This window comes from Paraburkholderia sp. GAS41, from assembly GCF_050436545.1.
Classification (GTDB): domain Bacteria; phylum Pseudomonadota; class Gammaproteobacteria; order Burkholderiales; family Burkholderiaceae; genus Paraburkholderia.
In genome coordinates, this window is the sequence record NZ_JBNDMK010000010.1 from 28098 (window position 1) to 51714 (window position 23617).

Annotated in this window: 21 protein-coding genes and 1 tRNA gene; 1 reads left to right on the forward strand and 21 read right to left on the reverse strand. The window is 61.5% G+C overall.

The annotated features are described in order from the left end of the window. Positions 1–7 precede the first annotated feature (7 nt). The 15 genes from nuoH to P3T43_RS15795 all read right to left on the reverse strand — a co-directional run bounded on the left by nuoH (position 8) and on the right by P3T43_RS15795 (position 15386). On the reverse strand, positions 8–1066 hold the full coding sequence (gene nuoH / locus P3T43_RS15725) for an NADH-quinone oxidoreductase subunit NuoH (protein ID WP_429281964.1): 1059 nt from the start codon (positions 1064–1066) through the stop codon (positions 8–10). Further along, positions 1067–3400 (reverse strand): NADH-quinone oxidoreductase subunit NuoG, encoded by a 2334-nt coding sequence (nuoG, locus tag P3T43_RS15730; protein WP_429281965.1) that lies wholly within the window; start codon positions 3398–3400, stop codon positions 1067–1069. 109 nt (positions 3401–3509) lie between these two features. After that, positions 3510–4838, reverse strand: coding sequence for an NADH-quinone oxidoreductase subunit NuoF (gene nuoF, locus P3T43_RS15735; RefSeq protein ID WP_429281966.1), 1329 nt, complete (start codon positions 4836–4838; stop codon positions 3510–3512). Next, entirely contained in the window at positions 4835–5320 is a 486-nt protein-coding gene (gene nuoE, locus P3T43_RS15740; RefSeq protein ID WP_429281967.1) for an NADH-quinone oxidoreductase subunit NuoE, read from the reverse strand. Before nuoE ends, nuoF begins: the two co-directional genes overlap by 4 nt. 133 nt (positions 5321–5453) lie before the next feature. Beyond that, positions 5454–6707 carry an NADH-quinone oxidoreductase subunit D gene (locus P3T43_RS15745; RefSeq protein ID WP_429281968.1) on the reverse strand — a complete coding sequence of 418 codons (1254 nt, stop codon included), beginning with the start codon at positions 6705–6707 and terminating at the stop codon, positions 5454–5456. Positions 6708–6716: 9 nt separating this feature from the next. After that, on the reverse strand, positions 6717–7319 hold the full coding sequence (locus P3T43_RS15750) for an NADH-quinone oxidoreductase subunit C (RefSeq protein WP_429281969.1): 603 nt from the start codon (positions 7317–7319) through the stop codon (positions 6717–6719). 19 nt (positions 7320–7338) lie between these two features. Then, positions 7339–7818 carry a NuoB/complex I 20 kDa subunit family protein gene (locus P3T43_RS15755; protein ID WP_006052903.1) on the reverse strand — a complete coding sequence of 160 codons (480 nt, stop codon included), beginning with the start codon at positions 7816–7818 and terminating at the stop codon, positions 7339–7341. A 63-nt stretch (positions 7819–7881) separates the two neighbouring features. Further along, a complete protein-coding gene (locus tag P3T43_RS15760; RefSeq protein ID WP_429281970.1) occupies positions 7882–8241 on the reverse strand; it encodes an NADH-quinone oxidoreductase subunit A in 360 nt (119 codons plus the stop codon). Positions 8242–8399: 158 nt separating this feature from the next. After that, positions 8400–8484, reverse strand: a tRNA-Leu gene (locus tag P3T43_RS15765). A 113-nt stretch (positions 8485–8597) separates the two neighbouring features. Further along, the gene (secG, locus tag P3T43_RS15770; RefSeq protein WP_429281971.1) at positions 8598–8975 is read right to left on the reverse strand and encodes a preprotein translocase subunit SecG; all 378 of its coding nucleotides are present in this window, start codon (positions 8973–8975) and stop codon (positions 8598–8600) included. A gap of 80 nt (positions 8976–9055) precedes the next feature. Beyond that, positions 9056–9829, reverse strand: coding sequence for a triose-phosphate isomerase (tpiA, locus tag P3T43_RS15775; protein WP_429281972.1), 774 nt, complete (start codon positions 9827–9829; stop codon positions 9056–9058). Between the two features lie 253 nt (positions 9830–10082). After that, positions 10083–11096 (reverse strand): NAD(P)H-quinone oxidoreductase, encoded by a 1014-nt coding sequence (locus tag P3T43_RS15780; RefSeq protein WP_429281973.1) that lies wholly within the window; start codon positions 11094–11096, stop codon positions 10083–10085. Between the two features lie 127 nt (positions 11097–11223). Further along, entirely contained in the window at positions 11224–13371 is a 2148-nt protein-coding gene (pnp, locus tag P3T43_RS15785) for a polyribonucleotide nucleotidyltransferase (protein ID WP_429281974.1), read from the reverse strand. A gap of 308 nt (positions 13372–13679) precedes the next feature. After that, on the reverse strand, positions 13680–13952 hold the full coding sequence (gene rpsO, locus P3T43_RS15790) for a 30S ribosomal protein S15 (protein ID WP_011487489.1): 273 nt from the start codon (positions 13950–13952) through the stop codon (positions 13680–13682). A gap of 186 nt (positions 13953–14138) precedes the next feature. Further along, a complete protein-coding gene (locus P3T43_RS15795; RefSeq protein ID WP_429282123.1) occupies positions 14139–15386 on the reverse strand; it encodes a branched-chain amino acid ABC transporter substrate-binding protein in 1248 nt (415 codons plus the stop codon). Positions 15387–15603: 217 nt separating this feature from the next. Between P3T43_RS15795 and P3T43_RS15800 the strand changes: the two genes are divergently transcribed. Next, a complete protein-coding gene (locus P3T43_RS15800; RefSeq protein ID WP_429281975.1) occupies positions 15604–16164 on the forward strand; it encodes a hypothetical protein in 561 nt (186 codons plus the stop codon). Positions 16165–16260: 96 nt separating this feature from the next. Here P3T43_RS15800 and P3T43_RS15805 read toward each other — a convergent pair whose 3' ends face one another. The 6 genes from P3T43_RS15805 to P3T43_RS15830 all read right to left on the reverse strand — a co-directional run bounded on the left by P3T43_RS15805 (position 16261) and on the right by P3T43_RS15830 (position 23338). Next, complete coding sequence (locus tag P3T43_RS15805; protein WP_429281976.1) at positions 16261–17814, reverse strand: 2-isopropylmalate synthase; 1554 nt, start codon at positions 17812–17814, stop codon at positions 16261–16263. Between the two features lie 356 nt (positions 17815–18170). Continuing rightward, positions 18171–19040 (reverse strand): CDP-diacylglycerol--serine O-phosphatidyltransferase, encoded by an 870-nt coding sequence (pssA, locus tag P3T43_RS15810; RefSeq protein ID WP_429281977.1) that lies wholly within the window; start codon positions 19038–19040, stop codon positions 18171–18173. A 24-nt stretch (positions 19041–19064) separates the two neighbouring features. After that, complete coding sequence (locus tag P3T43_RS15815) at positions 19065–19709, reverse strand: phosphatidylserine decarboxylase (protein WP_429281978.1); 645 nt, start codon at positions 19707–19709, stop codon at positions 19065–19067. Positions 19710–19846: 137 nt separating this feature from the next. Beyond that, a complete protein-coding gene (gene ilvC / locus P3T43_RS15820) occupies positions 19847–20863 on the reverse strand; it encodes a ketol-acid reductoisomerase (protein ID WP_331595993.1) in 1017 nt (338 codons plus the stop codon). Between the two features lie 111 nt (positions 20864–20974). Beyond that, positions 20975–21466 carry an acetolactate synthase small subunit gene (ilvN, locus tag P3T43_RS15825; RefSeq protein WP_074301882.1) on the reverse strand — a complete coding sequence of 164 codons (492 nt, stop codon included), beginning with the start codon at positions 21464–21466 and terminating at the stop codon, positions 20975–20977. A 108-nt stretch (positions 21467–21574) separates the two neighbouring features. Further along, on the reverse strand, positions 21575–23338 hold the full coding sequence (locus tag P3T43_RS15830; protein WP_429281979.1) for an acetolactate synthase 3 catalytic subunit: 1764 nt from the start codon (positions 23336–23338) through the stop codon (positions 21575–21577). Between the last annotated feature and the right edge of the window lie 279 nt (positions 23339–23617).

Genomic DNA, 23617 nt, shown 5'->3' on the forward strand with positions numbered 1-23617 from the left:
CCGCCTCTTATTTCCAGATATTCAACGGCGACATGATCCAGAAGCCGACCACCACCAGCCACACCACGCAGACCGGAATAAACACCTTCCAGCCCAGACGCATGATCTGGTCATAGCGGTAGCGCGGGAACGTGGCGCGTGCCCAGATGAATACCGACAGCAGAAGGAACACTTTCAGCACCAGCCAGAAAATGCCCGGAATGAACGACAAAAAGCCGAACGGTGCGCTCCAGCCGCCAAGGAACAGCGTCGCTGCAAGCGCCGAGATCACGATCATGTTGATGTACTCGGCGAGGAAGAACAGCGCGAACGCCATCCCCGAGTAATCGATCATGTGACCCGCGACGATTTCCGACTCGCCTTCCACCACGTCGAACGGGTGGCGGTTGGTTTCGGCAATGCCGGAGATGAAGTAGACGACGAACATCGGCAACAGCGGCAGCCAGTTCCACGAGAGGAAATTCAGGCCGTAGCTGGCGAACATGCCGCGCTCTTGCGAACCGACGATATCCGACAGGTTCAGGCTGCCGGAGGTCATCAGCACGACCACGAGCGCGAAGCCCATCGAGATTTCGTACGACACCATCTGCGCCGCGGCGCGCATGGCGCCGAGGAACGCGTACTTCGAGTTCGACGCCCAACCGGCGAGGATCACGCCATACACGCCGATCGACGAAATCGCCATGGCATACAGCAGACCCGCGTTGATGTCGCCGAGCACCGCGCCCGCCTGGAACGGAATCACCGCCCAGACGGCGAACGCCGGCACCACCACCATGATCGGCGCGATCAGATAGGTCCAGCGACTTGCCTGGGCCGGCTGAATCACTTCCTTCAGCAACAGCTTCAGCACGTCGGCAATCGGCTGCAACAGACCCGCCGGACCGACGCGGTTCGGACCGAGACGCACGTGCATCCAGCCGATCAGCTTACGTTCCCACAGGATCAGGTAAGCCACGCACAGCAGGATGACGACGGCCACGACCAGGATGCGCACCAGTGCCCACACCGTGGGCCATGCCGCACCGAGAAGTTGAGTGCCGCCCGAGTTGATCGATTCGAACATTTACGCCTTCTCCACCAGCAGTTCACCGAACAGGCTGCCCAACGCTGCACCGGCAGGCGTAGCCGCCGATACGCGGACGACCGTCTCCGCAAGATTTGCATCGCGCACAGCCGGCAACTGGACCGAGCGCTCACCCTGGCGCACGCGCACTGCGTCGCCGTCTTTCAGACCCAGTTTGTCGAACAGCGCGGCCGGCAAGCCGACTGCGTTTGCCGCCCGGGCAGCCGCCGTCAGATGCAGCGATTCCGCGCGACGGACCAGCGGGTCGGCGTGATAGATCGGCACATCGGCGAGGCGCTCGAACGCGCCATCAGCGGTCTTGGACGCCACACCGCGAGCCACCGCGACGCCGGTCTTGTTCGACAGACGTGCGCTCAGGTCGCCGTCGCCGAGCGCTGCCGTGCGCACTTCTTCGGACGTATCGAATTCGAAGCCCGGCAGGCCGAGCAGGCTGCCCAGCACGCGCAACACCTTCCACGCCGGACGCGTGTCGCCGAGCGGACGCACCACACCGTTGAACGTCTGCACCGTGCCTTCTGCACTGACGAAGGTGCCGGCCGTTTCCGTGAACGGAGCGATCGGCAGCAGCACGTCGGCGTACTCCGCGCCGGTCTGGAACGGCGACAGCACGACCACCATCTCGGCCTGGTTCAACGCGGCCAGCGCCTGCGCCGGATTGGCGGTGTCGAACTCCGGTTCGACGTTGAGCAGCACGTAGCCCTTGCGCGGCTGTTCGAACACTTCACGAGCGTTCAGACCACCCTCGCCCGGCAATGCGCCGACGAGATGAGCCCCCACCGTGTTGGCCGCTTCCGTGAGGAAGCCGAGCGTGGCACCCGTAGTGTCCGCAATCCATTGGGCTGCAGCGTGAATTCGCGCGAAGTCCGGATGGCGGACCGCGGCGTTGCCGAGCAGCACGAGGCGCAGTTCGCCTGTTGCGAGCGACGTGGCGGACTGTTTGTGCAAGTCGCTCGGTTGCGTGCCGGCAAACGCTTCCGGCAACGCCACACCCCGCGCTTCGGAGACTGCAGCGGCGACACCGGCGAGCTCTGCAAGCCATGCGGACGGTGCAGCAACCACACGCCGTGCTTCCGGAATCAGCGCGTTGTCGTTCGTCGCCTGTACGAGCGTCAGTTGCGCGCCGCCCTTGGCGGCCTGGCGCAGACGCGCGGCCAGCAGCGGGTGATCGCGGCGCAGATCCGAGCCGATGATGATCGCGGCATCGACGTTCGACAGATCGGCGACCTTCGCGCCGAGCCACGGCGTACCGTTGACCGGTGCCGAGAAATCCGCCTGGCGCAGACGGAAATCGACGTTAGGCGTGCCGACCGCTTGCGCGAGTTGCTTCAACAGGAACAGTTCTTCAACGGTGCTATGGGCGCTACCGAGCGCAGCCAGCGCGTCCGCGCCGTGATCGCCCTTGATGCCCTTCAGACCCTTGACGACGTAATCGAGCGCCGTCTGCCAGTCGGTTTCGACCCACTTGCCGCCTTGCTTGAGCATCGGCTGCGTGAGGCGTTCCGGGCTGTTCAGGCCTTCGTACGAGAAGCGGTCCTTGTCCGAGATCCAGCATTCGTTGATGGCTTCGTTTTCGAACGGCAGTACGCGCATCACGCGGTTGTTCTTGACCTGCACCACGAGGTTCGCGCCGACGGAATCGTGCGGGCTCACCGACTTGCGGCGCGACAGTTCCCACGTACGGGCGCTGTAGCGGAACGGCTTGCTGGTCAGCGCGCCGACCGGGCACAGATCGATCATATTGCCCGACAGCTCGGAGTCGACCGTCTTGCCGACGAACGAGGTGATTTCCGAATGCTCGCCGCGGCCCAGCATGCCGAGCTCCATCACACCGGCGATTTCCTGGCCGAAACGGACGCACCGCGTGCAGTGAATGCAACGCGACATTTCTTCCATCGAGATCAGCGGGCCGACGTTCTTGTGGAACACCACGCGCTTTTCTTCGCTATAGCGCGAGCCGGACTTGCCGTAGCCCACCGCCAGATCCTGCAACTGGCATTCGCCACCCTGATCGCAGATCGGGCAATCGAGCGGGTGATTGATCAGCAGGAATTCCATCACGGCTTGCTGACCCTGCACGGCCTTGTCCGACTTGGTGCGCACGATCATGCCCATCGACACCGGCGTGGCGCAGGCAGGCACGGCCTTCGGCATCTTTTCGACGTCGACCAGACACATCCGGCAGTTGGCCGCAATCGACAGCTTCTTGTGATAGCAGAAGTGAGGGATGTAAGTGTCGACCTTATGCGCAGCCTGGATCACCATGCTGCCTTCAGGCACCTCTACTTTCTTGCCGTCTATTTCAAGTTCAACCATGATGGTCAATCTTCCTTAACCTGTTACCGCTCAATCGTTCGCCCGTTCCTTCGCCACACGACGAAGAACCCCGCGGTTGACGCTTCTGGTGTGTCGGCCGCTTCCTGCTTTAAGCCGCCACCGTTTCGGAAGCCGTTGTTGCGCCGGCATGACCGCCCACGAGGCAGTGCTTGTGCTCGACGTGATATTCGAACTCGTCCCAGTAATGCTTGAGCATGCCGCGCACGGGCATCGCCGCCGCGTCACCGAGCGCGCAAATCGTGCGGCCCATGATATTGCCCGCCACTGAGTTCAGCAGGTCCAGATCTTCCTTGCGGCCGAGACCGTGCTCGATACGATGCACGACACGATACAGCCAGCCCGTGCCTTCGCGGCATGGCGTGCACTGGCCGCAGGATTCTTCGTAATAGAAGTACGACAGACGCAGCAGCGAACGGACCATGCAACGCGTCTCGTCCATCACGATGACCGCCCCGGAACCGAGCATCGATCCCGCCTTGGCGATCGAGTCGTAGTCCATGTCGGTATGCATCATCATCTCGCCCGGAATGACCGGTGCGGACGACCCGCCAGGAATCACGGCCTTGATCTTCTTGCCGCCGCGCATGCCGCCGGCCAGCTCCAGCAAGGTCGCGAACGGCGTGCCGAGCGGGACCTCGTAGTTGCCCGGCCGTTCGACGTCGCCCGACACCGAGAAAATCTTCGTGCCGCCGTTGTTCGGCTTGCCCAGTTCCAGGTAAGCCTGCGGTCCGACTGTCAGGAGGAACGGCACGGCTGCGAACGTCTCGGTGTTGTTGATCGTGGTGGGCTTGCCGTACACGCCAAAGCTCGCCGGGAACGGTGGCTTGAAGCGCGGCTGGCCCTTCTTGCCTTCCAGCGACTCGAGCAACGCCGTTTCTTCGCCGCAGATATAGGCGCCGTAGCCGTGATGCGCGTGCAGCTGGAACGAAAAGCCCGAGCCCATGATGTTGTCGCCGAGGAAACCGGCACGGCGCGCTTCTTCCAGCGCCGCTTCAAAACGGCGGTACTCAGCGAAAATCTCGCCGTGAATATAGTTGTAGCCGACCGTGATGCCCATGGCGTACGCACCGATGACCATGCCTTCGATCAACGCATGCGGATTCCAGCGCAGGATGTCGCGGTCCTTGAACGTGCCCGGCTCGCCTTCGTCCGAGTTACAGACGAGGTACTTCTGCCCCGGGAACTGACGCGGCATGAAGCTCCACTTCAGACCCGTCGGGAAGCCCGCACCGCCGCGGCCACGCAGACCCGACGCCTTGACGTCGGCAATCACCTGCTCGGGCGGAATCTTTTCTTCCAGAATACGGCGCAGCTGGGCGTAACCGCCGCGCGACACGTAGTCTTCGAGATGCCAGTTGTCGCCGTTCAGGCCGGCGAGAATCAGCGGTTTGATGTGACGATCGTGGAGAGACGTCATTTCGAGAGCTCCTCGAGCAGCTGGTCGATCTTCGCGCGGCTCATGAAGCTGCACATGCGATGGTTGTTCACCAGCATCACCGGCGCGTCGCCGCACGAACCCATGCACTCACCTTCTTTCAAGGTGAATTTGCCGTCCGCGGTGGTTTCGCCGAAGTCGATGCCGAGCTTCTGCTTCAGGTATTCCGCAGCGTTTTCCGAGCCGCCGTCCGGACCGAGCTGGCACGGCAGGTTCGTGCAAAGCGTGATCTTGTACTTGCCGACCGGCGAGGTCTCGAACATCGTGTAGAAGGTCGCGACCTCCTGCACGGCGACTGCAGGCATGCCGAGATAGTCCGCCACGAACTGCATCAGGTCGGGCGTCAGCCAGCCATGCTCTTCCTGAGCAACGGCCAACGCCGCCATGACGGCGGACTGTTGCAGACCGGCGGGGTACTTCGCGATCGCACGATCGATTTCTTTCAGGCCTTCAGCTGAGATCATTTTCAGACACGACTCTTTCAATTCCTACCGAACGAAAACCTGTCGCAGGCTACATGTTGCGACAGACCCGGCGTTCCTTTGTTGACACGCGCTCACGACCACTGTGACCCGCACGCCACGATGAAAACCGCTCTCAACGATCGATTTCGCCGAACACAATGTCCTGCGTGCCGATGATGGTCACAGCGTCGGCGATCATGTGACCGCGCGCCATTTCGTCGAGCGCGGCCAGATGCGCATAACCCGGCGCGCGAATCTTCAGGCGATACGGCTTGTTGGCGCCGTCCGAAATCAGATAGATGCCGAACTCGCCCTTCGGGTGTTCGACTGCCGCGTACGTCTCGCCTTCCGGCACGTGGAAGCCTTCTGTAAAGAGCTTGAAATGGTGAATCAGCTCTTCCATGTTCGACTTCATGCCAACCCGCGACGGCGGCGCAATCTTGTGATTGTCAATCATTACGGGGCCTGGATTGTTGCGCAACCACTCAATGCATTGTTTCGCAATTCGAGTTGATTGACGCATTTCTTCCACGCGAACCAAGTACCGATCGTAACAATCGCCGTTCACGCCCACCGGAATGTCGAAGTCCAGCTTGTCATACACTTCGTACGGCTGCTTCTTGCGCAGGTCCCACTCGATGCCCGACCCACGCAGCATCGCGCCGGTCATGCCCAACTGCAGCGCGCGCTCCGGACTCACCACGCCGATGCCGACCAGACGCTGTTTCCAGATCCGGTTGTCGGTGAGCAGCGTTTCGTACTCGTCGACACAATGCGGGAAACGGGTGAAGAAGTCGTCGATGAAGTCGAGCAACGAACCCTGGCGAGTCTCGTTCATCTTCGACAACGCCTTGGCGTTGCGAATCTTCGAGGCCTTGTACTGCGGCATGGCGTCCGGCAGGTCGCGATACACGCCGCCCGGACGATAGTAGGCCGCGTGCATCCGGGCGCCGGAGACCGCTTCGTACACATCCATCAGGTCTTCGCGCTCGCGGAACGCGTACAGGAACACCGCCATCGCGCCGACGTCGAGCGCGTGCGAGCCGATCCACATCAGGTGGTTCAGCACACGCGTGATTTCGTCGAACAGCACACGGATGTATTTCGCACGCACCGGCACGTCGATGCCGAGCAGCTTTTCAATCGCCATCACGTAGCCGTGCTCGTTCACCATCATCGACACGTAGTCGAGACGGTCCATGTATGGCACGGACTGGATGAACGTCTTGGTTTCCGCGAGCTTTTCAGTGGCGCGATGCAAGAGGCCGATGTGCGGGTCGGCGCGCTGGATCACTTCGCCGTCGAGTTCGAGCACAAGGCGCAGCACACCGTGCGCGGCCGGGTGCTGCGGGCCGAAGTTGAGCGTGTAGTTTTTGATCTCTGCCATGGCGTTCCCTTAGTGTTTCAGACCGCCATAGCGATCCTCGCGAATCACGCGCGGCGTGATTTCCCGCGGCTCGATCGTCACAGGCTGATAGACGACGCGCTTCTCTTCCGGGTCGTAACGCATTTCGACGTAGCCGGAGACAGGGAAATCCTTGCGGAACGGGTGACCGATGAAACCGTAGTCGGTCAGAATACGGCGCAGGTCCGGGTGACCCTCGAAGACGATGCCGAACAGGTCGAATGCTTCGCGCTCGTACCAGTTGGCCGAACTCCAGACGTCTACGATCGAGGGGATCAGCGGCACATCGTCGTCCTGCGCGAACACGCGCACACGCAGACGCCAGTTGTTCGACACCGACAGCAGATGCAACACCGCCGCGAAACGCGGACCGTCGTAAGCGCCGTCGCCGTACGTCTGGTAGTCGACGCCACACAGGTCGACGAGCTGCTCGAAGCGCAGCGACAAATCGTCGCGGAGCCGCGTCGCAATATCTTGATATTCTCTGGCACTCACGACGATCGTGAGCTCGCCGATTGCTTCGGTGACGCTCAGCAGGCGGCCGCCAAAGGCCGCCTCGAGGTTCGCTTTAAGGGTCTCGAGTTTGCTTGCCATATTGTGGGAGGCTCTAGCCTTATTGACGGGCGATGGTATTGGTGCGGCGGATCTTCGCTTGTAGCTGGATCACGCCATAGACCAACGCTTCTGCGGTCGGCGGACAACCCGGCACATAGACGTCCACTGGCACGATTCGATCGCAACCGCGCACCACCGAATACGAGTAGTGATAGTAGCCGCCGCCGTTCGCGCACGAACCCATCGAGATCACCCAGCGCGGCTCGGCCATCTGGTCGTAGACCTTGCGGAGCGCGGGCGCCATCTTGTTGCAGAGCGTGCCGGCGACGATCATCACGTCCGACTGACGCGGACTCGGACGAAACACCACGCCAAAACGGTCGAGGTCATAACGGGCTGCACCCGCATGCATCATCTCGACCGCGCAACACGCAAGACCGAACGTCATCGGCCACAGGGAGCCGGTGCGCGTCCAGTTGATCAGCTTGTCAGCCGTGGTGGTGACAAACCCTTCCTTCAAGACCCCTTCGATACTCATTTGCTTTCCACTCCAGACGGGGCGGCTAGCACTCGCCACCCACGCAAACCGGCGATTAATCCATCATTCCCAGTCCAGGCCGCCCTTCTTCCAGATATAGGCGAAGCCCAGCAGGAACTCGAGCAGGAAAATCATCATTGCCATGAAGCCGGGCCAGCCAATGTCGCGAAGGGCTACGCCCCACGGGAACAGGAACGCGGTTTCAAGATCGAAAATGATGAAAAGAATGGCGACGAGATAATAGCGCACATCGAATTTCATGCGCGCATCTTCGAATGCTTCGAAGCCGCACTCGTACGGTGCGTTTTTCTCGGTGTCGGGCCTGCTCGGACCGAGGATCTTGCCAATACTGACCAGTGCTACGCCTAAACCAGTGCCCACCAGGAGGAACAACAAGACGGGGTAATAGGCTGCGAGGTTCAAGACTATCCTCAATCGGTTGGTTCTGAGTGCCGCCAGGGATAAGATCACCCGGCACGAAATCACTTCGGCGCGCTTGACGCTGCAAGCTTAACGCAAACACCAAGCAGAAGCGAAAATGCCAGCCGAAGCGAAGCAAGCGGCTGGCATTTAGATAACATTGGTGCCGACGGCGAGACTCGAACTCGCACAGCTTTCGCCACTACCCCCTCAAGATAGCGTGTCTACCAATTTCACCACGTCGGCACTACTGCAATCCGGGAAATCAACTTGTAAAACCCGCGAATCGCTTCAAGACTTGAATTGTAACTGGTTTAAACAGTTTGTTCAACGCACCACGGGCACTTTTCCCGAAAAATTTATTTCGGCACGTCCTGGCCCGGCGCCGATGCAGGAACGGCCGCGACCGCACCCGATCCACCAGCCGGAACAGCTGCCGACGATGCCGCAACCGGAGTGGTCGCTACCGTGCCGAGCAAGCCTGCAGAAGGTTTGGCGTGATACGAGCCGATGTAAGTCAGGGTCAGCGTGCTGATAAAAAAGACCGCTGCGAGCACCGCGGTGGTACGCGACAGGAAGTTCGCCGAACCCGTCGCACCGAACAGACTGCCCGATGCGCCGCTGCCAAAAGCAGCACCCATATCCGCGCCCTTTCCGTGCTGCAGCAAGACGAGGCCGATGACCCCAAGCGCCGACAGCAACTGAACGACGATAATCAATGTTTTCAAAACCAGCATCACACTCACCTGAGTCTTTATTTAATCGCGCGGCACAAGGCGCACCGCCCGCAATGGGTCTTCCTCACCCGGGCTCCCTGCTACTGCGTGACGCTTACCGCGCCGGCCGCCGTACAGATTGCCAGGAAATCTTCATCCTTCAACGACGCGCCTCCAATCAGGCCACCGTCGATATCCGGCTGACGGAACAACTCTTCCGCATTCTCCGGCTTCACGCTACCGCCATACAAAAGTATTACGTCAGGCGCACCCTTCGCGACAAGACGCGCACGCAGGAACGCATGAACATCCTGCGCCTGTTGTGAGGTGGCGCTTTTGCCGGTGCCGATCGCCCAAACAGGTTCGTACGCGACCACAAGGCGCGCCACCTCTTCGGACGATAACTTCGTCAACACTGCATCGAGCTGCGCACCCACCACCTGCTGCGTCTTGCCTGCGTCGCGCTCTTCAAGCGTTTCGCCCACACAGACGATTGGCGCCAAGCCCGCTTCCAGCACACGCTGCGCCTTGACGGCCACCAGCTCCGCGCTTTCGCGGTGATAAGCCCGCCGCTCCGAGTGCCCGACGATTGCCAGCGACGCACCGAAGTCCACTGTCATCGGCGCAGCCACTTCGCCCGTGTAAGCACCCTCGGTGTAGGCCGACACGTCCTGCACGCCCCACGCAACGCGACCGCCTTCCAGCAGCGCCTGGGCCTGCGCGAGGTACGGGCATGGCACACAGACCCCGACCCGCACGTTCTCCGGCAGTGCATCGGCACCCTGCGCGACGGCCTTGAGCAGAAGCACGTTCTCTGCGAGCCGCCCGTGCATCTTCCAGTTACCGACTACCAGCTTCGCTCGTTGTTTCGCCATCGTCTCGTTTTGTCGTTCGTCCTGCAGTGGGGGCGGACCCGGTTTGTGCCGAATATTCACCTGACTGCCCGCCTTTCAGAATCATGCGGCGTACGCAAAACACGCAATTTTACTGTGAGCGGGCGGACCGGGTCAAACCGACTGTATCAAACGGGATAGGTCAACCTGTCCCTGAGCCGGTGTTTGCAATCGCTCACACCGCATGCCCCAACAGACCTTTCGCGCGGCAGCCATGCCGAAGCCCACCCGGTACCTAGGCGCCGGCCCAATCCAGCATGATCTTGCCGACATGCGTGCTGCTTTCCATCAACGCGTGCGCTTCGCCGGCAAGCGCTGCCGGAAACACCTTGTAGATCACCGGCTTGATCCCACCGCTTTCGATATGCGGCCACACCTTCGCCTTGAGTTCAGCCGCGATCTTTGCCTTGAACTCAACCGGCCGCGGACGCAGCGTCGAGCCGGTTATCGTCAGACGACGACGCAGAATCTCGTTCAGGCTCAGCTCCGCCTTCGCGCCACCGAGCGTCGCGATCAGGACGATCCGTCCGCCGTCGGCTAGCGCCGTCAACTCGCGCGGCACGTAGCTGCCTGCCACCATGTCGAGAATCACATCGACACCGCGATCGTTCGTCAACGACTTCAGGACTTCGACGAAATCCTCGGTCTTGTAGTTGATTGCCCGCTCGGCGCCGAGCTGCTCGCAGGCCCGGCACTTGTCGTCCGATCCGGCCGTGGCGAAAACGCGAAAGCCCAACGCGTGAGCGATCTGGATAGCCGTCACGCCGATACCGCTCGAGCCGCCCTGCACCAGCAGCGTCTCGTTCGCCCCGCCTTCGCCCGCGCCCAGCTGCGCACGTCCGAACACGTTGCTCCACACGGTAAAGAAGGTTTCCGGCAGCGACGCCGCCTCGATATCGGACAATCCCTTCGGCACCGGCAGACACTGCGCGAGCGGCGCAGCCGCGTATTCCGCGTAACCGCCGCCCGTGAGCAATGCGCAGACACGATCGCCGATTTTCAGTCCGAACGGATTGTGCTTCTCCTCGATCGTCCCGCCGACGATCTCACCGGCCACTTCCAGCCCCGGCAGATCCGACGCGCCCGGCGGCGGCGCATAGCCGCCCTTGCGTTGGAGCACGTCCGGACGATTTACGCCCGAGGCCGCCACCTTGATCAGCACTTCACCCGCTTTAAGCTGCGGCGTGGGCCGCTCCGCGAGTTTCAAGACGTCTGGCGCACCGAATTCGGTAATTTCGATCGCTTTCATCTGCGTCACCTCCAAGGTTTGGATTGGACTGCAAACAAAGCGATTGCCCAGTTTGCAATGCGATCCACCCTGCATGAAAAACGGCCGGCGCGCATCGACGCTGCCGGCCGTTTCCTACCTTACCGCATTACTGCGGCGTCGGTTCGCTTTGCGGTGCGCCCGACGCGGCGTCGTTCAGCAACGCCTTCGCCGACAAACGCACGCGGCCCTTTTCGTCCGTCTGGATGACCTTGACCTTCACTTGCTGGCCATCCTTCAGGTAGTCGTTGATGTCCTTGATGCGCTCGTTGGCGATCTCGGAAATGTGCAACAGACCGTCCTTGCCCGGCAGAATGTTCACAATCGCGCCGAAATCGAGCAGCTTGAGCACGGTGCCTTCGTAGACCTGGCCCACTTCGACTTCCAGCGTGATGTTCTCGATACGCTTCTTCGCTTCGGCCATCCCTTCGCTGCTCGTGCTGGCGATGGTGACGACGCCGTCGTCCGAAATATCGATTGTGGTGCCGGTCTCTTCCGTCAGTGCGCGGATCACCGAGCCACCCTTGCCGATCACGTCGCGGATCTTTTCCGGATTGATCTTGATGGTGATCATGCGCGGTGCGTAGTCAGACAGCACCGTGTTCGCACCCGACACCGCCGAGGTCATCTTGCCGAGGATGTGCATACGGCCTTCCTTCGCTTGCGCGAGGGCGACCTGCATGATTTCCTTGGTGATGCCCTGGATCTTGATGTCCATCTGCAGTGCGGTCACACCGGTTTCGGTACCCGCCACCTTGAAGTCCATGTCGCCGAGGTGATCTTCGTCGCCGAGGATGTCGGTCAGGACGGCAAACTTGTTGCCTTCCAGGATCAGGCCCATCGCGATGCCGGCGACGTGCGCCTTCATCGGCACGCCGGCGTCCATCAGCGCGAGGCAGCCGCCGCACACCGAAGCCATGGATGACGAACCGTTCGATTCGGTGATTTCCGACACGACGCGGATCGAGTAGCCGAATTCGTCGGCGCTCGGCAGGCACGCTGCCAGTGCACGCTTGGCCAGACGGCCGTGACCGATTTCACGACGCTTCGGCGAACCGACGCGGCCCGTTTCGCCGGTCGCGAACGGAGGCATGTTGTAGTGGAGCATGAAGCGCTCGCGGTATTCGCCTTCGAGCGCGTCGATGTTCTGCTCGTCGCCCTTCGTACCCAGCGTTGCGACCACCAGCGCCTGCGTTTCGCCGCGCGTGAACAGCGCCGAACCGTGCGTACGCGGCAGCACGCCGGTACGGATTTCGATCGGGCGCACGGTGCGCGTGTCGCGACCGTCGATACGCGGTTCGCCGTCGAGGATCTGCGTACGGACGATCTTCGCTTCGATGTCGAACAGCACGTTGCCGACCGTAGCCTTGTCGGCTGCTGCCGTGCCGCTTGCCGCTGCGTCTTCTTCGAGCTTCGCCGACGTCGCTGCGTAGACTTCCTTCAGCTTGGTCGAACGCGCCTGCTTGTCGCGAATCTGGTAAGCGGCGAGCAGGTCGGCTTGCGCCAGTTCCGCCACGCGTGCGATCAGCGCTTCGTTCTTCGCTGCCGGCTTCCAGTCCCATTCCGGCTTGCCGCCTTCGCGGACCAGTTCATGGATCGCGTCGATCGCGATCTGCATCTGCTCGTGGCCGAACACCACGCCGCCGAGCATCACTTCTTCGCTCAGTTGCTGCGCTTCCGATTCCACCATCAGCACCGCGCGTTCTGTGCCGGCGACGATCAGGTCGAGCGCCGATTCCTTCATTTGCGGACGCGTCGGGTTCAGCACGTATTCGTTGTTGATATAAGCCACGCGTGCAGCGCCGACCGGGCCGTTGAACGGCAGACCGGACACAGCGAGCGCCGCCGACGCGCCGATCAGCGCGGGAATGTCAGCGGGGATTTCCGGGTTCAGCGACAGGACGTGGATCACGACCTGCACTTCGTTGTAGAAGCCTTCCGGGAACAGCGGGCGCAGCGGACGGTCGATCAGGCGCGAAGTCAGCGTTTCGCCTTCCGACGGACGGCCTTCACGGCGGAAAAAACCACCCGGGATCTTGCCGGCAGCGTAGGTCTTTTCGAGGTAGTCGACGGTCAGCGGGAAGAAATCCTGGCCCGGCTTGGCGGTCTTGGCGCCGACCACCGTGGCCAGCACGACGGTATCTTCGACATCGACGATCACAGCACCGCTTGCCTGACGAGCGATTTCGCCCGTTTCGAGGCGAACGTTATGTTGGCCCCACTTAAATTCTTTGACGATTTTATTGAACATAGTCATTTTTTCGCTCCATCGTTATGCCGCGCGGACCGGAAGCGGCGCGGCAACGCCAGGACCGGTGCCCCATGGGAAGAGGAGTGTTATTTATGCCATTCCAGAGAATCACGCCGATGCGCGAACCGCTGGAATGACACAAAGCTCTGCCCTGAAGCCCGGCTGTGTTGGGTGTTGCCCGCTGCATGAACCGTCACGCTACTGCGGACAACCGCCGGTGCACCTCACATGAAGCGCACCGTTCAAAAACAAAATGCCTGCATCAGTTGAACTGACACAGGCATCTTGCTGAGAGCGCCTTACTGCGCGCCCAATTACTTACGCAGACCCAGCTTCTCGATCAGCGCGCGGTAACGGTCCGCGTCCTTACCCTTCAGGTAGTCGAGCAGCTTACGACGACGGCTCACCATGCGCAGCAGACCGCGGCGGCTGTGGTGATCCTTCGTGTGGGCCTTGAAGTGAACGGTCAGTTCGTTGATACGGGTCGTCAGCAGAGCGACCTGAACTTCGGGGGAGCCGGTGTCGTTAGCTGCGCGTGCGAATTGCGCAACGACTTCCGACTTCTTGCTTGTTTCAACTGCGGACATATCAATTTCCTTTAGAACTAGACAGGCGGTCACGGAAGAAAGGCCGTGCCGTGGATTACAACGAGGGGCGTATTGTAGCACAGCCTGGAGCGCCCGCGACCCCCGCAGTGACGGAGCGTATCCGCCAGCCGGGAGTCCAGCGCCCGCCGGCTGGCGCCTTGTGCCATCGAGGCGCGTCGCAATGCGTCAGGGCCGCGTCATCCGGCAGGTCGTGGGCGGGACGGTGCGCTCGGGTGGCAGCGCCAGCACCGTGCGAAAGCCGTACCTCGAACCCTCGTTATCGAAGCGCACGCCAGGCGTGCCGGCCTTGTCCATCTCCATCACATAAAGGGGCTGAATCATTTGATGATCGTCGGCACGCAGCCACGACGGGTGGAAGCCGTTGTCGAACTTCATCCCCTCGAGCGTCTTCGCGACCGCCTCCGGCTCCGTACTGCCGGCCTTGTTCATGGCCGCGGCGAGCATCTCGGTCATCAATTCCATGCGCAGCACGGGGTAGTCGTCCTGAGCATCCGGGTAACGGGCGCGAAACGCCTTGTACCAGGCGTCCGATGCTGCTCCGCCGGCATTCGGATGCCAGTCGGCCACCGCGATGACCCGCTTGAGACCCGCGTCGCCGAGCGCGGCCGGCGCGCCGAGACTATTGCCGTAGAACGTGTAGAAGCGCGTTTCGAGGCCCTGCTCGCGCGCGGCCTTGACCAGCAGCGTCAGGTCGTTACCCCAGTTGCCCGTGACGACCGCGTCCGCCCCGCTAGCGCGGATCTTCGCGATGTAAGGCGCGAAATCCTTCACACGGCCAATCGGGTGAAACTCATCGCCGACGATCGCGATGTCCGGGCGCTTGGCCGCCAGCGTCGAACGCGCGAGCGCGCTGACGTCGCGGCCAAAGCTGTAATCCTGGTTCAGCAGGTAGACCTTTTTCACTGAAGGGTCGCGCTGGATCACGTCGGCCAGCGCATCCATGCGCATCCCGGCGTGCGCGTCGAAGCGGAAATGCCAGAAGCTGCAGGCAGCGTTGGTCAGCGCGGGGTCGTCGGCTGAATAGTTGAGGAACAGTTCGCGGTTGTCGGGCTCGCGGCTGTTCTGCTTTTCGATCGCGCCGAGCAGCGCCGCCGCCACGGCCGAGCTATTGCCTTGCAGGATGTAGCCGATATGGCGATCCGCCGCCGCCCGCAATTGCAGCAGCGCTTCCTCGGGGCTGCCCTTGCTGTCCAGCACGACGAGTTCGAGCGGATGCCCGCCATCTGGGAGCTTCACGCCGCCGTGCGCGTTCACCTGTTCGACACCGAAGCGCAGATTGCGCTCCACCGCCGCCCCGGCGTTGGCGAACGGGCCCGACATGCCTTCGATCAGCGCGAGCTGGATTGGCTTGCCGCCCGGCGCAGCGCCCGACGCCGAGGCGCCCTCCTCGTCCGCAGCACACACGCCCGTCATCACAACCGCCGCCAGCGCCGCTGCCACGACGCGCCCCCACTTCGCCGCCATGCGCAGCTCCTCTGAATCGTCCGAAGCGCGGATCATAGGACGCACGATGCGGAATAAGCAAGCGCCCCGCAGCGTTAACCAGGTCTGCACGATCTTTTGCCGCTTCGCGTGTCAAAATATTGCGTCTCGATGATAAAACCACCATCCCATGCCGTCGGAGGAAGTCATGCTTACCCGCCTCACATCCGCGTTCGCCTCGCCCGTTGCAGCGGCACGACGGCGTGGGAATCTGCGGCGTGCCGCGCTCGCCGGCCTCGGCGCGCTGCTGCTCGCGGGTTGCGCACAGCCTTGGCAGCAGTTCCAGCAGGGCGAGGACGCGTCCACGATCGTCGCGAAACTCGGCGCGCCGCGCGAAGTATACGACCTGCCCAACGGCGGCAAGCGTCTGATGTGGCCCACCCAGCCAATGGGCGAAACCACTACCGCGGCCGACATCGACGGCACCGGCAAGATCGTGGACGTGCGACAGGTATTGCAGCCCAACGAGTTCTACAAGGCTCAGATCGGCACGTGGACCAAGAGCGACGTGTTGGTCAATTTCGGCCGTCCGGTCGAAACCTCCTACTACCCGCTGATGAAGCGCGAAGTCTGGACCTATCGTTACCTGGAAGACAACGTCTGGTACATGATGTACAGCTTCTATTTCGACGATCAGGGCCTGCTGCGAACCACCCAGAAAACACCTGATCCGCTGCACGATCCGGACCGCCGCAGCAATTTCTTCTAGACTCCGCGAGGATTCTCCGGGCAGATGTGACAAGGCCCTCGCCATTGTGTGGCGAGGGCCTTTTTTGTGTACCGCGGCGCGGGTCGCGCCGCAGCCTTACACGCCTTCCGAACGCTGCGGATTGACCTTCTCTACATTCGAATGCAGTTTGTTGAGCGCCGAGATATAGGCCTTCGCGGACGCCGCGACGATATCCGGATCCGTGCCCACGCCGTTCACGATGCGTCCACTCTTCGACAGCCGCACGGTCACTTCGCCCTGCGCCTGGGTGCCGGTGGTGATCGCGTTCACCGAGTACAGCAGCAACTCGGAGCCGCTGCCGACTTCGGTTTCAATCGCGTTCAGCGTGGCATCCACCGGGCCATTGCCGCGCGCTTCGCCGGTCACCTCTTTGCCCTCGACGGTGAACACGACCCGCGCATGCGGCTGCTCGCCCGTTTCCGAATGCTGGGCGAGCGACAGGAACTGATAGTGCTCCTTCTGCTGCGCTTCCGCCGATTCTTCCGTGACGATCGCAATGATGTCTTCGTCGAAAATCTCCGACTTGCGATCGGCCAGTTCCTTGAAGCGCGCGAACGCCGTGTTCAACTCCGCTTCGCTGTCCAGCGAGATGCCAAGCTCCTGCAGACGCTGCTTGAATGCATTGCGCCCCGAGAGCTTGCCGAGCACGATCTTGTTGGCGCTCCACCCCACGTCTTCGGCACGCATGATTTCGTAGGTGTCGCGCGCCTTCAGCACGCCGTCCTGGTGAATGCCCGACGCGTGCGCAAAAGCGTTCGCCCCGACCACGGCCTTGTTTGGCTGCACCACGAAACCGGTGATCTGCGACACGAGCTTCGAGGCCGGCACAATCTGGGTCGTGTCGATGCCGAGATCGAGGCCAAAGTAGTCTTTGCGCGTTTTCACGGCCATCACGATTTCTTCGAGCGAGGTATTGCCCGCGCGCTCGCCGAGACCGTTGATCGTGCATTCCACCTGACGCGCACCGCCAATCTGCACGCCGGCGAGCGAGTTCGCCACCGCCATGCCGAGGTCGTTGTGGCAGTGCACGGAAAACACCGCTTTATCCGAATTCGGAATCCGTTCGCGCAGCGTCCTGACCAGTTGACCGTACAGTTCCGGCACGCCGTAGCCGACCGTATCGGCGATGTTGATGGTCGTGGCGCCTTCCGCGATCACCGCTTCCAGCACGCGGCACAGGAAATCCATGTCCGAGCGGCTGCCGTCTTCCGGCGAGAATTCGACGTCGTTGGTGAACTTGCGAGCGAACCGCACGGCGAGCCGCGCTTGCTCGAACACCTGATCCGGCGACATGCGCAGCTTCTTTTCCATGTGCAGCGGCGACGTTGCGATGAACGTGTGGATGCGGAAATGATCGGCCGGCTTCAGCGCGTCGGCGGCGCGCTGGATGTCCTTGTCGTTGGCGCGCGCGAGCGAGCAGACCGTGCTGTCCTTGACCATCGAGGCGATCGTGTGAATCGCGTCGAAATCGCCGTTCGAGCTGGCCGCAAAACCGGCTTCGATGATGTCCACCTTCATCCGCTCCAGCTGTTTGGCGATGCGGATTTTCTCTTCCTTGGTCATCGAGGCACCGGGCGATTGCTCGCCATCGCGCAACGTCGTGTCGAAAATGATCAGTTTGTCTGCCATCTCGGGTCTCCTGGGGGGATTCGGTCGATTGTGGGATCGGAAAACGGAATTCGGGTGTTTGCGCCACCGCAGGCGACGCCAAACAACGAACGAGGCAGACGGAGGGCGAAAACGATCAGCGCGTTAGGCGCGCTAGCGCTGGCACGCATAGCAGCGCGCCGGCTTGAAGAGGCTGGAAGGGGAACTGGAAAATCGCCATTCACCGACTATAGCGGCATTCCCAAAATCCTGCAATTGGCGCTACGGCAGCCACTGCGCGCGGCCTTGCGTATCCAGAATATAGACGCCGCATAATGAAAAACGGCAGCCCGCAGGCTGCCGTTTCAATCCACGCCAGACCGTTCGGCGGAAGCCGCTCAGCGCTCCCGCTGCACCGAGCGGGCCGGATTAGCCCTGCCCCGCAGCGCCTGATAGCCCCAAAACACGTAGCCCGACAGGCCATACAGGACGAACAGGCCGAACAGCATCAACGGCGGATCGGACGACACCAGCACGAACGCCATCACCACCAGCAGGATCACGCCGAACGGCACGCGGTGCCGCACGTCGAGCGCCTTGCCGCTGTAAAACGGCGCATTCGACACCATGGTCACGCCGGCATAGATGGTCAGTACGAACGCGACCCACGGCAGCCAGACCAGCTTGACCGGCACGCGGTTATCGGTGGCGAGCCACACGAAACCCGCGATCAGCGCGGCGGCCGCCGGGCTCGGCATGCCCTGGAAGAAGCGCTTGTCGACCACGCCGATGTTCGTATTGAAGCGCGCGAGCCGCAATGCCGCGCCCGAGCAATAAACGAATGCCGCCAGCCAGCCCCAGCGGCCGAGGTCCTTCAGCACCCATTCGTACATGACCAGCGCCGGCGCCACGCCGAACGACACCATGTCCGAGAGGCTGTCGAACTGTTCGCCGAACGCGCTTTGCGTATGGGTCATCCGCGCAACGCGGCCGTCCATGCCGTCGAGCACCATGGCGACGAAAATCGCGATCGCGGCAACCTCGAAGCGCACGTTCATGGCCTGCACCACCGCGAAGAAGCCGCAGAACAGCGCCGCCGTGGTGAACGAGTTGGGCAGCAGATAGATGCCGCGCTTCCTCAGAAACTGCTGACGCGCAGCGCGGCGGCTGTCGATCGGCACCGTGTCCTGCACCATGGGTTTGTTGCGCCGAAACGGCCGCGGCTGTGCGGCTGCGGTGTTACGGGGACGACGCTTGAATGCGGCCATCGGATAAACCTCCCTGGTGCCGCTTTATAGTTCGAGTTCAGCAAGAATGGTCGACGACGCCGAGACCTTCTCGCCGATCGACACGCGCGGACGGCTGCCCACCGGCAAATACACGTCGACACGCGAACCGAAACGAATGAAGCCGTAGCGTTGGCCGCGCGTGAGCGGTTCGCCGGAACGCACGTAGCAAAGAATGCGCCGCGCGATCAGCCCGGCGATCTGCACCGAAGTCACGGTATGGCCGTTGGCCGTTTCGATCACCAGCGCATTGCGTTCGTTCTCGGTCGAGGCCTTGTCCACCGCGGCGTTCAGGTACGCGCCCGGGAAATATTCGACCTTTGAGATCGCGCCATCCACCGGCGAGCGTTGCGAATGGACATTGAACACGTTCATGAACACGCTGATTTTCAGCGCTTCACGGTTGGCGTACGGATCATGCGTGGTTTCAACGGCGACAATGCGGCCGTCAGCCGGGCACAGCACGGCATTGGCTTGCGTGGGGATGGGGCGCGCCGGATCGCGGAAGAACTGCACGACGAAGATGAGCAGCAGCCAGAACAGCCAGGCAAAGCCGAATCCCGCGAAGGCTTGGATCAACAACGCAACGACGGCCGCGATGGCGATAAAAGGCCAGCCTTCGCGCGCGATGATCGGATGAGGGTAATTCATGGATGGATTGGCTTCTGTATTTTTGTAAAACCGTAGGATAGCAAAAGCCGCCCAGGGTTCAGCACCCTTGGGCGGCTTTTTGCATTCCCAACGCCTGCGCCGAAGCGCCGCGACGGTCATGAACGACGCAATGCGCCTTAGTTCTTCGACTGGTCGACCAGCTTGTTCTTGGCGATCCACGGCATCATCGCGCGCAGCTTCGCACCGACCGTTTCGATCTGGTGCTCAGCCGTCAGACGGCGGCGCGATTGCAGCGTCGGCGCGCCAGCACGGTTTTCGATGATGAAGCTCTTGGCGTACTCGCCCGTCTGAATGTCGGTCAGCACCTGCTTCATGGCCTTCTTCGTTTCAGCCGTCACGATCTTCGGACCCGTCACGTATTCGCCGTATTCGGCGTTGTTCGAGATCGAGTAGTTCATGTTGGCGATGCCGCCTTCATAGATCAGGTCGACGATCAGCTTCAGTTCGTGGAGGCACTCGAAATACGCCATTTCCGGCGCGTAGCCCGCTTCCACCAGCGTTTCGAAGCCAGCCTTGATCAGGTCGACCGTACCGCCGCACAGCACGGCCTGTTCGCCGAACAGGTCGGTTTCCGTTTCTTCGCGGAAGTTGGTTTCGATGATGCCGGCACGGCCGCCGCCGTTCGCTGCTGCGTACGACAGCGCGATGTCACGCGCCGCGCCCGACTTGTCCTGCGCCACGGCGATCAGGTGCGGCACGCCGCCACCTTGCGTGTACGTACCGCGCACCGTGTGGCCCGGCGCCTTCGGCGCGATCATGATGACGTCGAGGTCGGCACGCGGAATGACCTGACCGTAGTGCACGTTGAAGCCGTGCGCGAAGGCGAGCGCCGCGCCTTCCTTGGCGTTGCCGTGCACTTCCTTGGCATAGACTTCGGCGATCTGCTCGTCCGGCAGCAGCATCATGACGACGTCTGCGCCCTTCACGGCTTCAGCCACTTCCTTGACCGCGAGGCCGGCGTTCTCAGCCTTGCTCCACGAAGCACCGCCCTTGCGCAGGCCGACCGTCACGTTCACGCCGCTTTCCTTCAGGTTCAGCGCGTGAGCATGGCCTTGCGAGCCATAGCCGATGATGGTGACTTGCTTGCCCTTGATGAGGGAGAGGTCGGCGTCCTTGTCGTAGAAAACTTTCATGTCAGTTCCTTGGCTAAATTCAGTGAAATCGTTGAAATTCAAATACTGCGAATCTGTTGCATGGCCGGGTGGGTGCAGGCACTGCCCGGCCGCGAGTGGTAAAAGCTGGCGTCAGACCTTCAGAATCCGTTCGCCGCGACCGATCCCCGAGCTGCCCGTGCGGACCGTTTCGAGAATCGCGGTCGCATCGAGCCCTTCAATGAAGGCATCGAGCTTGTCGCTCGCGCCCGTCAGTTCGATCGTATAGGTCTTTTCGGTGACGTCGATGATGCGCCCGCGGAAGATATCCGACATCCGCTTCATCTCCTCACGCTCCTTACCGACCGCCCTTACCTTGATCAACATCAGCTCGCGCTCGATATGGGCGCCTTCGGTAAGGTCGACCACTTTCACCACCTCGATCAGGCGGTTCAAATGCTTCGTGATCTGTTCGATCACGTCGTCCGAGCCAATGGAAACGATGGTCATGCGCGACAGCGAATGGTCTTCGGTCGGGGCCACCGTCAAGGTTTCGATGTTGTACCCGCGAGCGGAAAACAGGCCGACCACGCGCGACAGCGCGCCCGGTTCGTTTTCCAGCAGGACGGAAATAATGTGTCTCATGTTTCGCTTCTTCCAGATGTGTGATATGTGCGAGCCGGTTTGCGCCGCTACGTCCGCCTACGCTTTTTTTGAAAGCGCGCATGACAAAGCCAACGTCAAGACCGTTCGTTATAGATCTTCCGCCCCGAGCAGCATCTCCGTGATGCCCTTGCCGGCCTGAACCATCGGCCAGACGTTTTCGGTCGGATCGGTCTGAAAGTCGAGAAATACCGTGCGGTCCTTCAGGCGCAGCGCTTCTTTCAGCGCCGGCTCGACGTCCGCCGTTTTCTCGATCCGCATGCCGACATGGCCATAAGCCTCGGCGAGCTTCACGAAATCCGGCAGCGCATCCATGTAGGAATGCGAATAACGCTTGCTGTATTCGATCTGCTGCCACTGGCGCACCATGCCCAGATAGCGGTTGTTCAGCGAAATGATCTTGATCGGCGTTTCGTACTGCTTGCAGGTCGACAGTTCCTGAATGCACATCTGGATCGAGCCTTCGCCCGTGATACAGAGCACGTCGTCGTTCGGATGCGCCATCTTCACGCCCATCGCCGCCGGCAGGCCAAAGCCCATCGTGCCGAGACCACCGGAGTTGATCCAGCGGCGCGGCTTGTTGAAGCGATAGAACTGTGCCGCCCACATCTGATGCTGGCCGACGTCCGAACATACGAAGGCATTGCCGTCGGTCAGTTCATACGCCTTTTCCACCACGTACTGCGGCTTGATGATGTCGCCCTTGCGATCGAACTTCAGGCAATCTTTGGCGCGCCAGGTTTCGATGTCCTTCCACCAGTCGGCGAGTGCCGCGGTGTCGGGGCCGTGCTCGGCCGTCTGCAACTGCTCGATCAGCTCTTTCAGCACTTCCTTGACGTCGCCGACGATCGGAATGTCGACCTTGACCCGCTTGGAAATGGAAGAAGGATCGATGTCGATATGGATGATCTTGCGCGGCACCGACGAAAAATGCGCTGGGTCGCCGATCACGCGGTCGTCGAAGCGCGCACCAATGGCGATCAGCACGTCGCAATGCTGCATGGCCATATTGGCTTCGTACGTACCGTGCATGCCGAGCATGCCGAGGAATTTCTTGTCGCTCGCCCGATAGCCGCCCAATCCCATCAACGTATTCGTGACGGGATAGCCGAGCAGGTCGGCGAACTGGTTCAGCTCACGCGCCGCATCCGCGAGGATGATGCCGCCGCCGGTGTAGATATACGGACGTTTCGCGGACAGCAGCAAGGACACCGCCTTGCGGATCTGGCCGGAGTGACCCTTCGTCACCGGGTTGTACGAGCGCAGCGAAACGCTCTTCAGCGGTTCGTACTGGCAAGGCGTCTTCGACACGTCTTTCGGAATGTCGATCAGCACCGGACCGGGCCGGCCAGTACGGGCAATGAAGAAGGCTTTCTTGACGGTAGCGGCGAGGTCGCGCACGTCCTTCACGAGGAAGTTGTGCTTCACGCACGGACGCGTGATGCCGACCGTATCGCATTCCTGGAATGCATCCTGGCCGATCGCACCGGTCGGAACCTGGCCGCTGATCACCACCAGAGGAATCGAATCCATGTAGGCGGTGGCAATGCCGGTCACCGCATTGGTGACGCCGGGGCCGGAGGTCACGAGGCACACGCCGACCTTGCCCGTTGAGCGCGCATAGGCGTCAGCGGCATGGACTGCGGCCTGTTCGTGGCGCACGAGAATGTGCTGGAACTTGTCCTGCTTGTACAGCTCGTCGTAGATGTAGAGTACCGAGCCGCCGGGATAGCCCCAAACAAATTCAACGTCTTCGTCGGCCAGTGCACGCATGAGCACGGTGGCGCCAATCGATTCGGTTTCGCGATGGGGAGTCGTATCCGACGTGGAGAATTCCGCGCTGGGCATATTCATTCATTCACCTTTCGAATTTTCGGCAAAAAATTGATCGGGTGCTCTCTGCCGGGCTTGTGGCTCGGGTTCAAGCGGCGCGTCCAGTTTGACAGGTGAGCTTCTTGGGCCACACCTCAAATGAGACAAGTCACTTATGTTGCGAACCGTCGAAGATATCTGCTGACGGCGCGACGGTCAAGAAAATATTTCCACGCCATCCGCAACAACCCGTGCAACGGCGTGAAAAGTTGTCATAAGTATCGATACGGCTTCGTGTTTTTCCCCAGCGGAGCGAAAGTT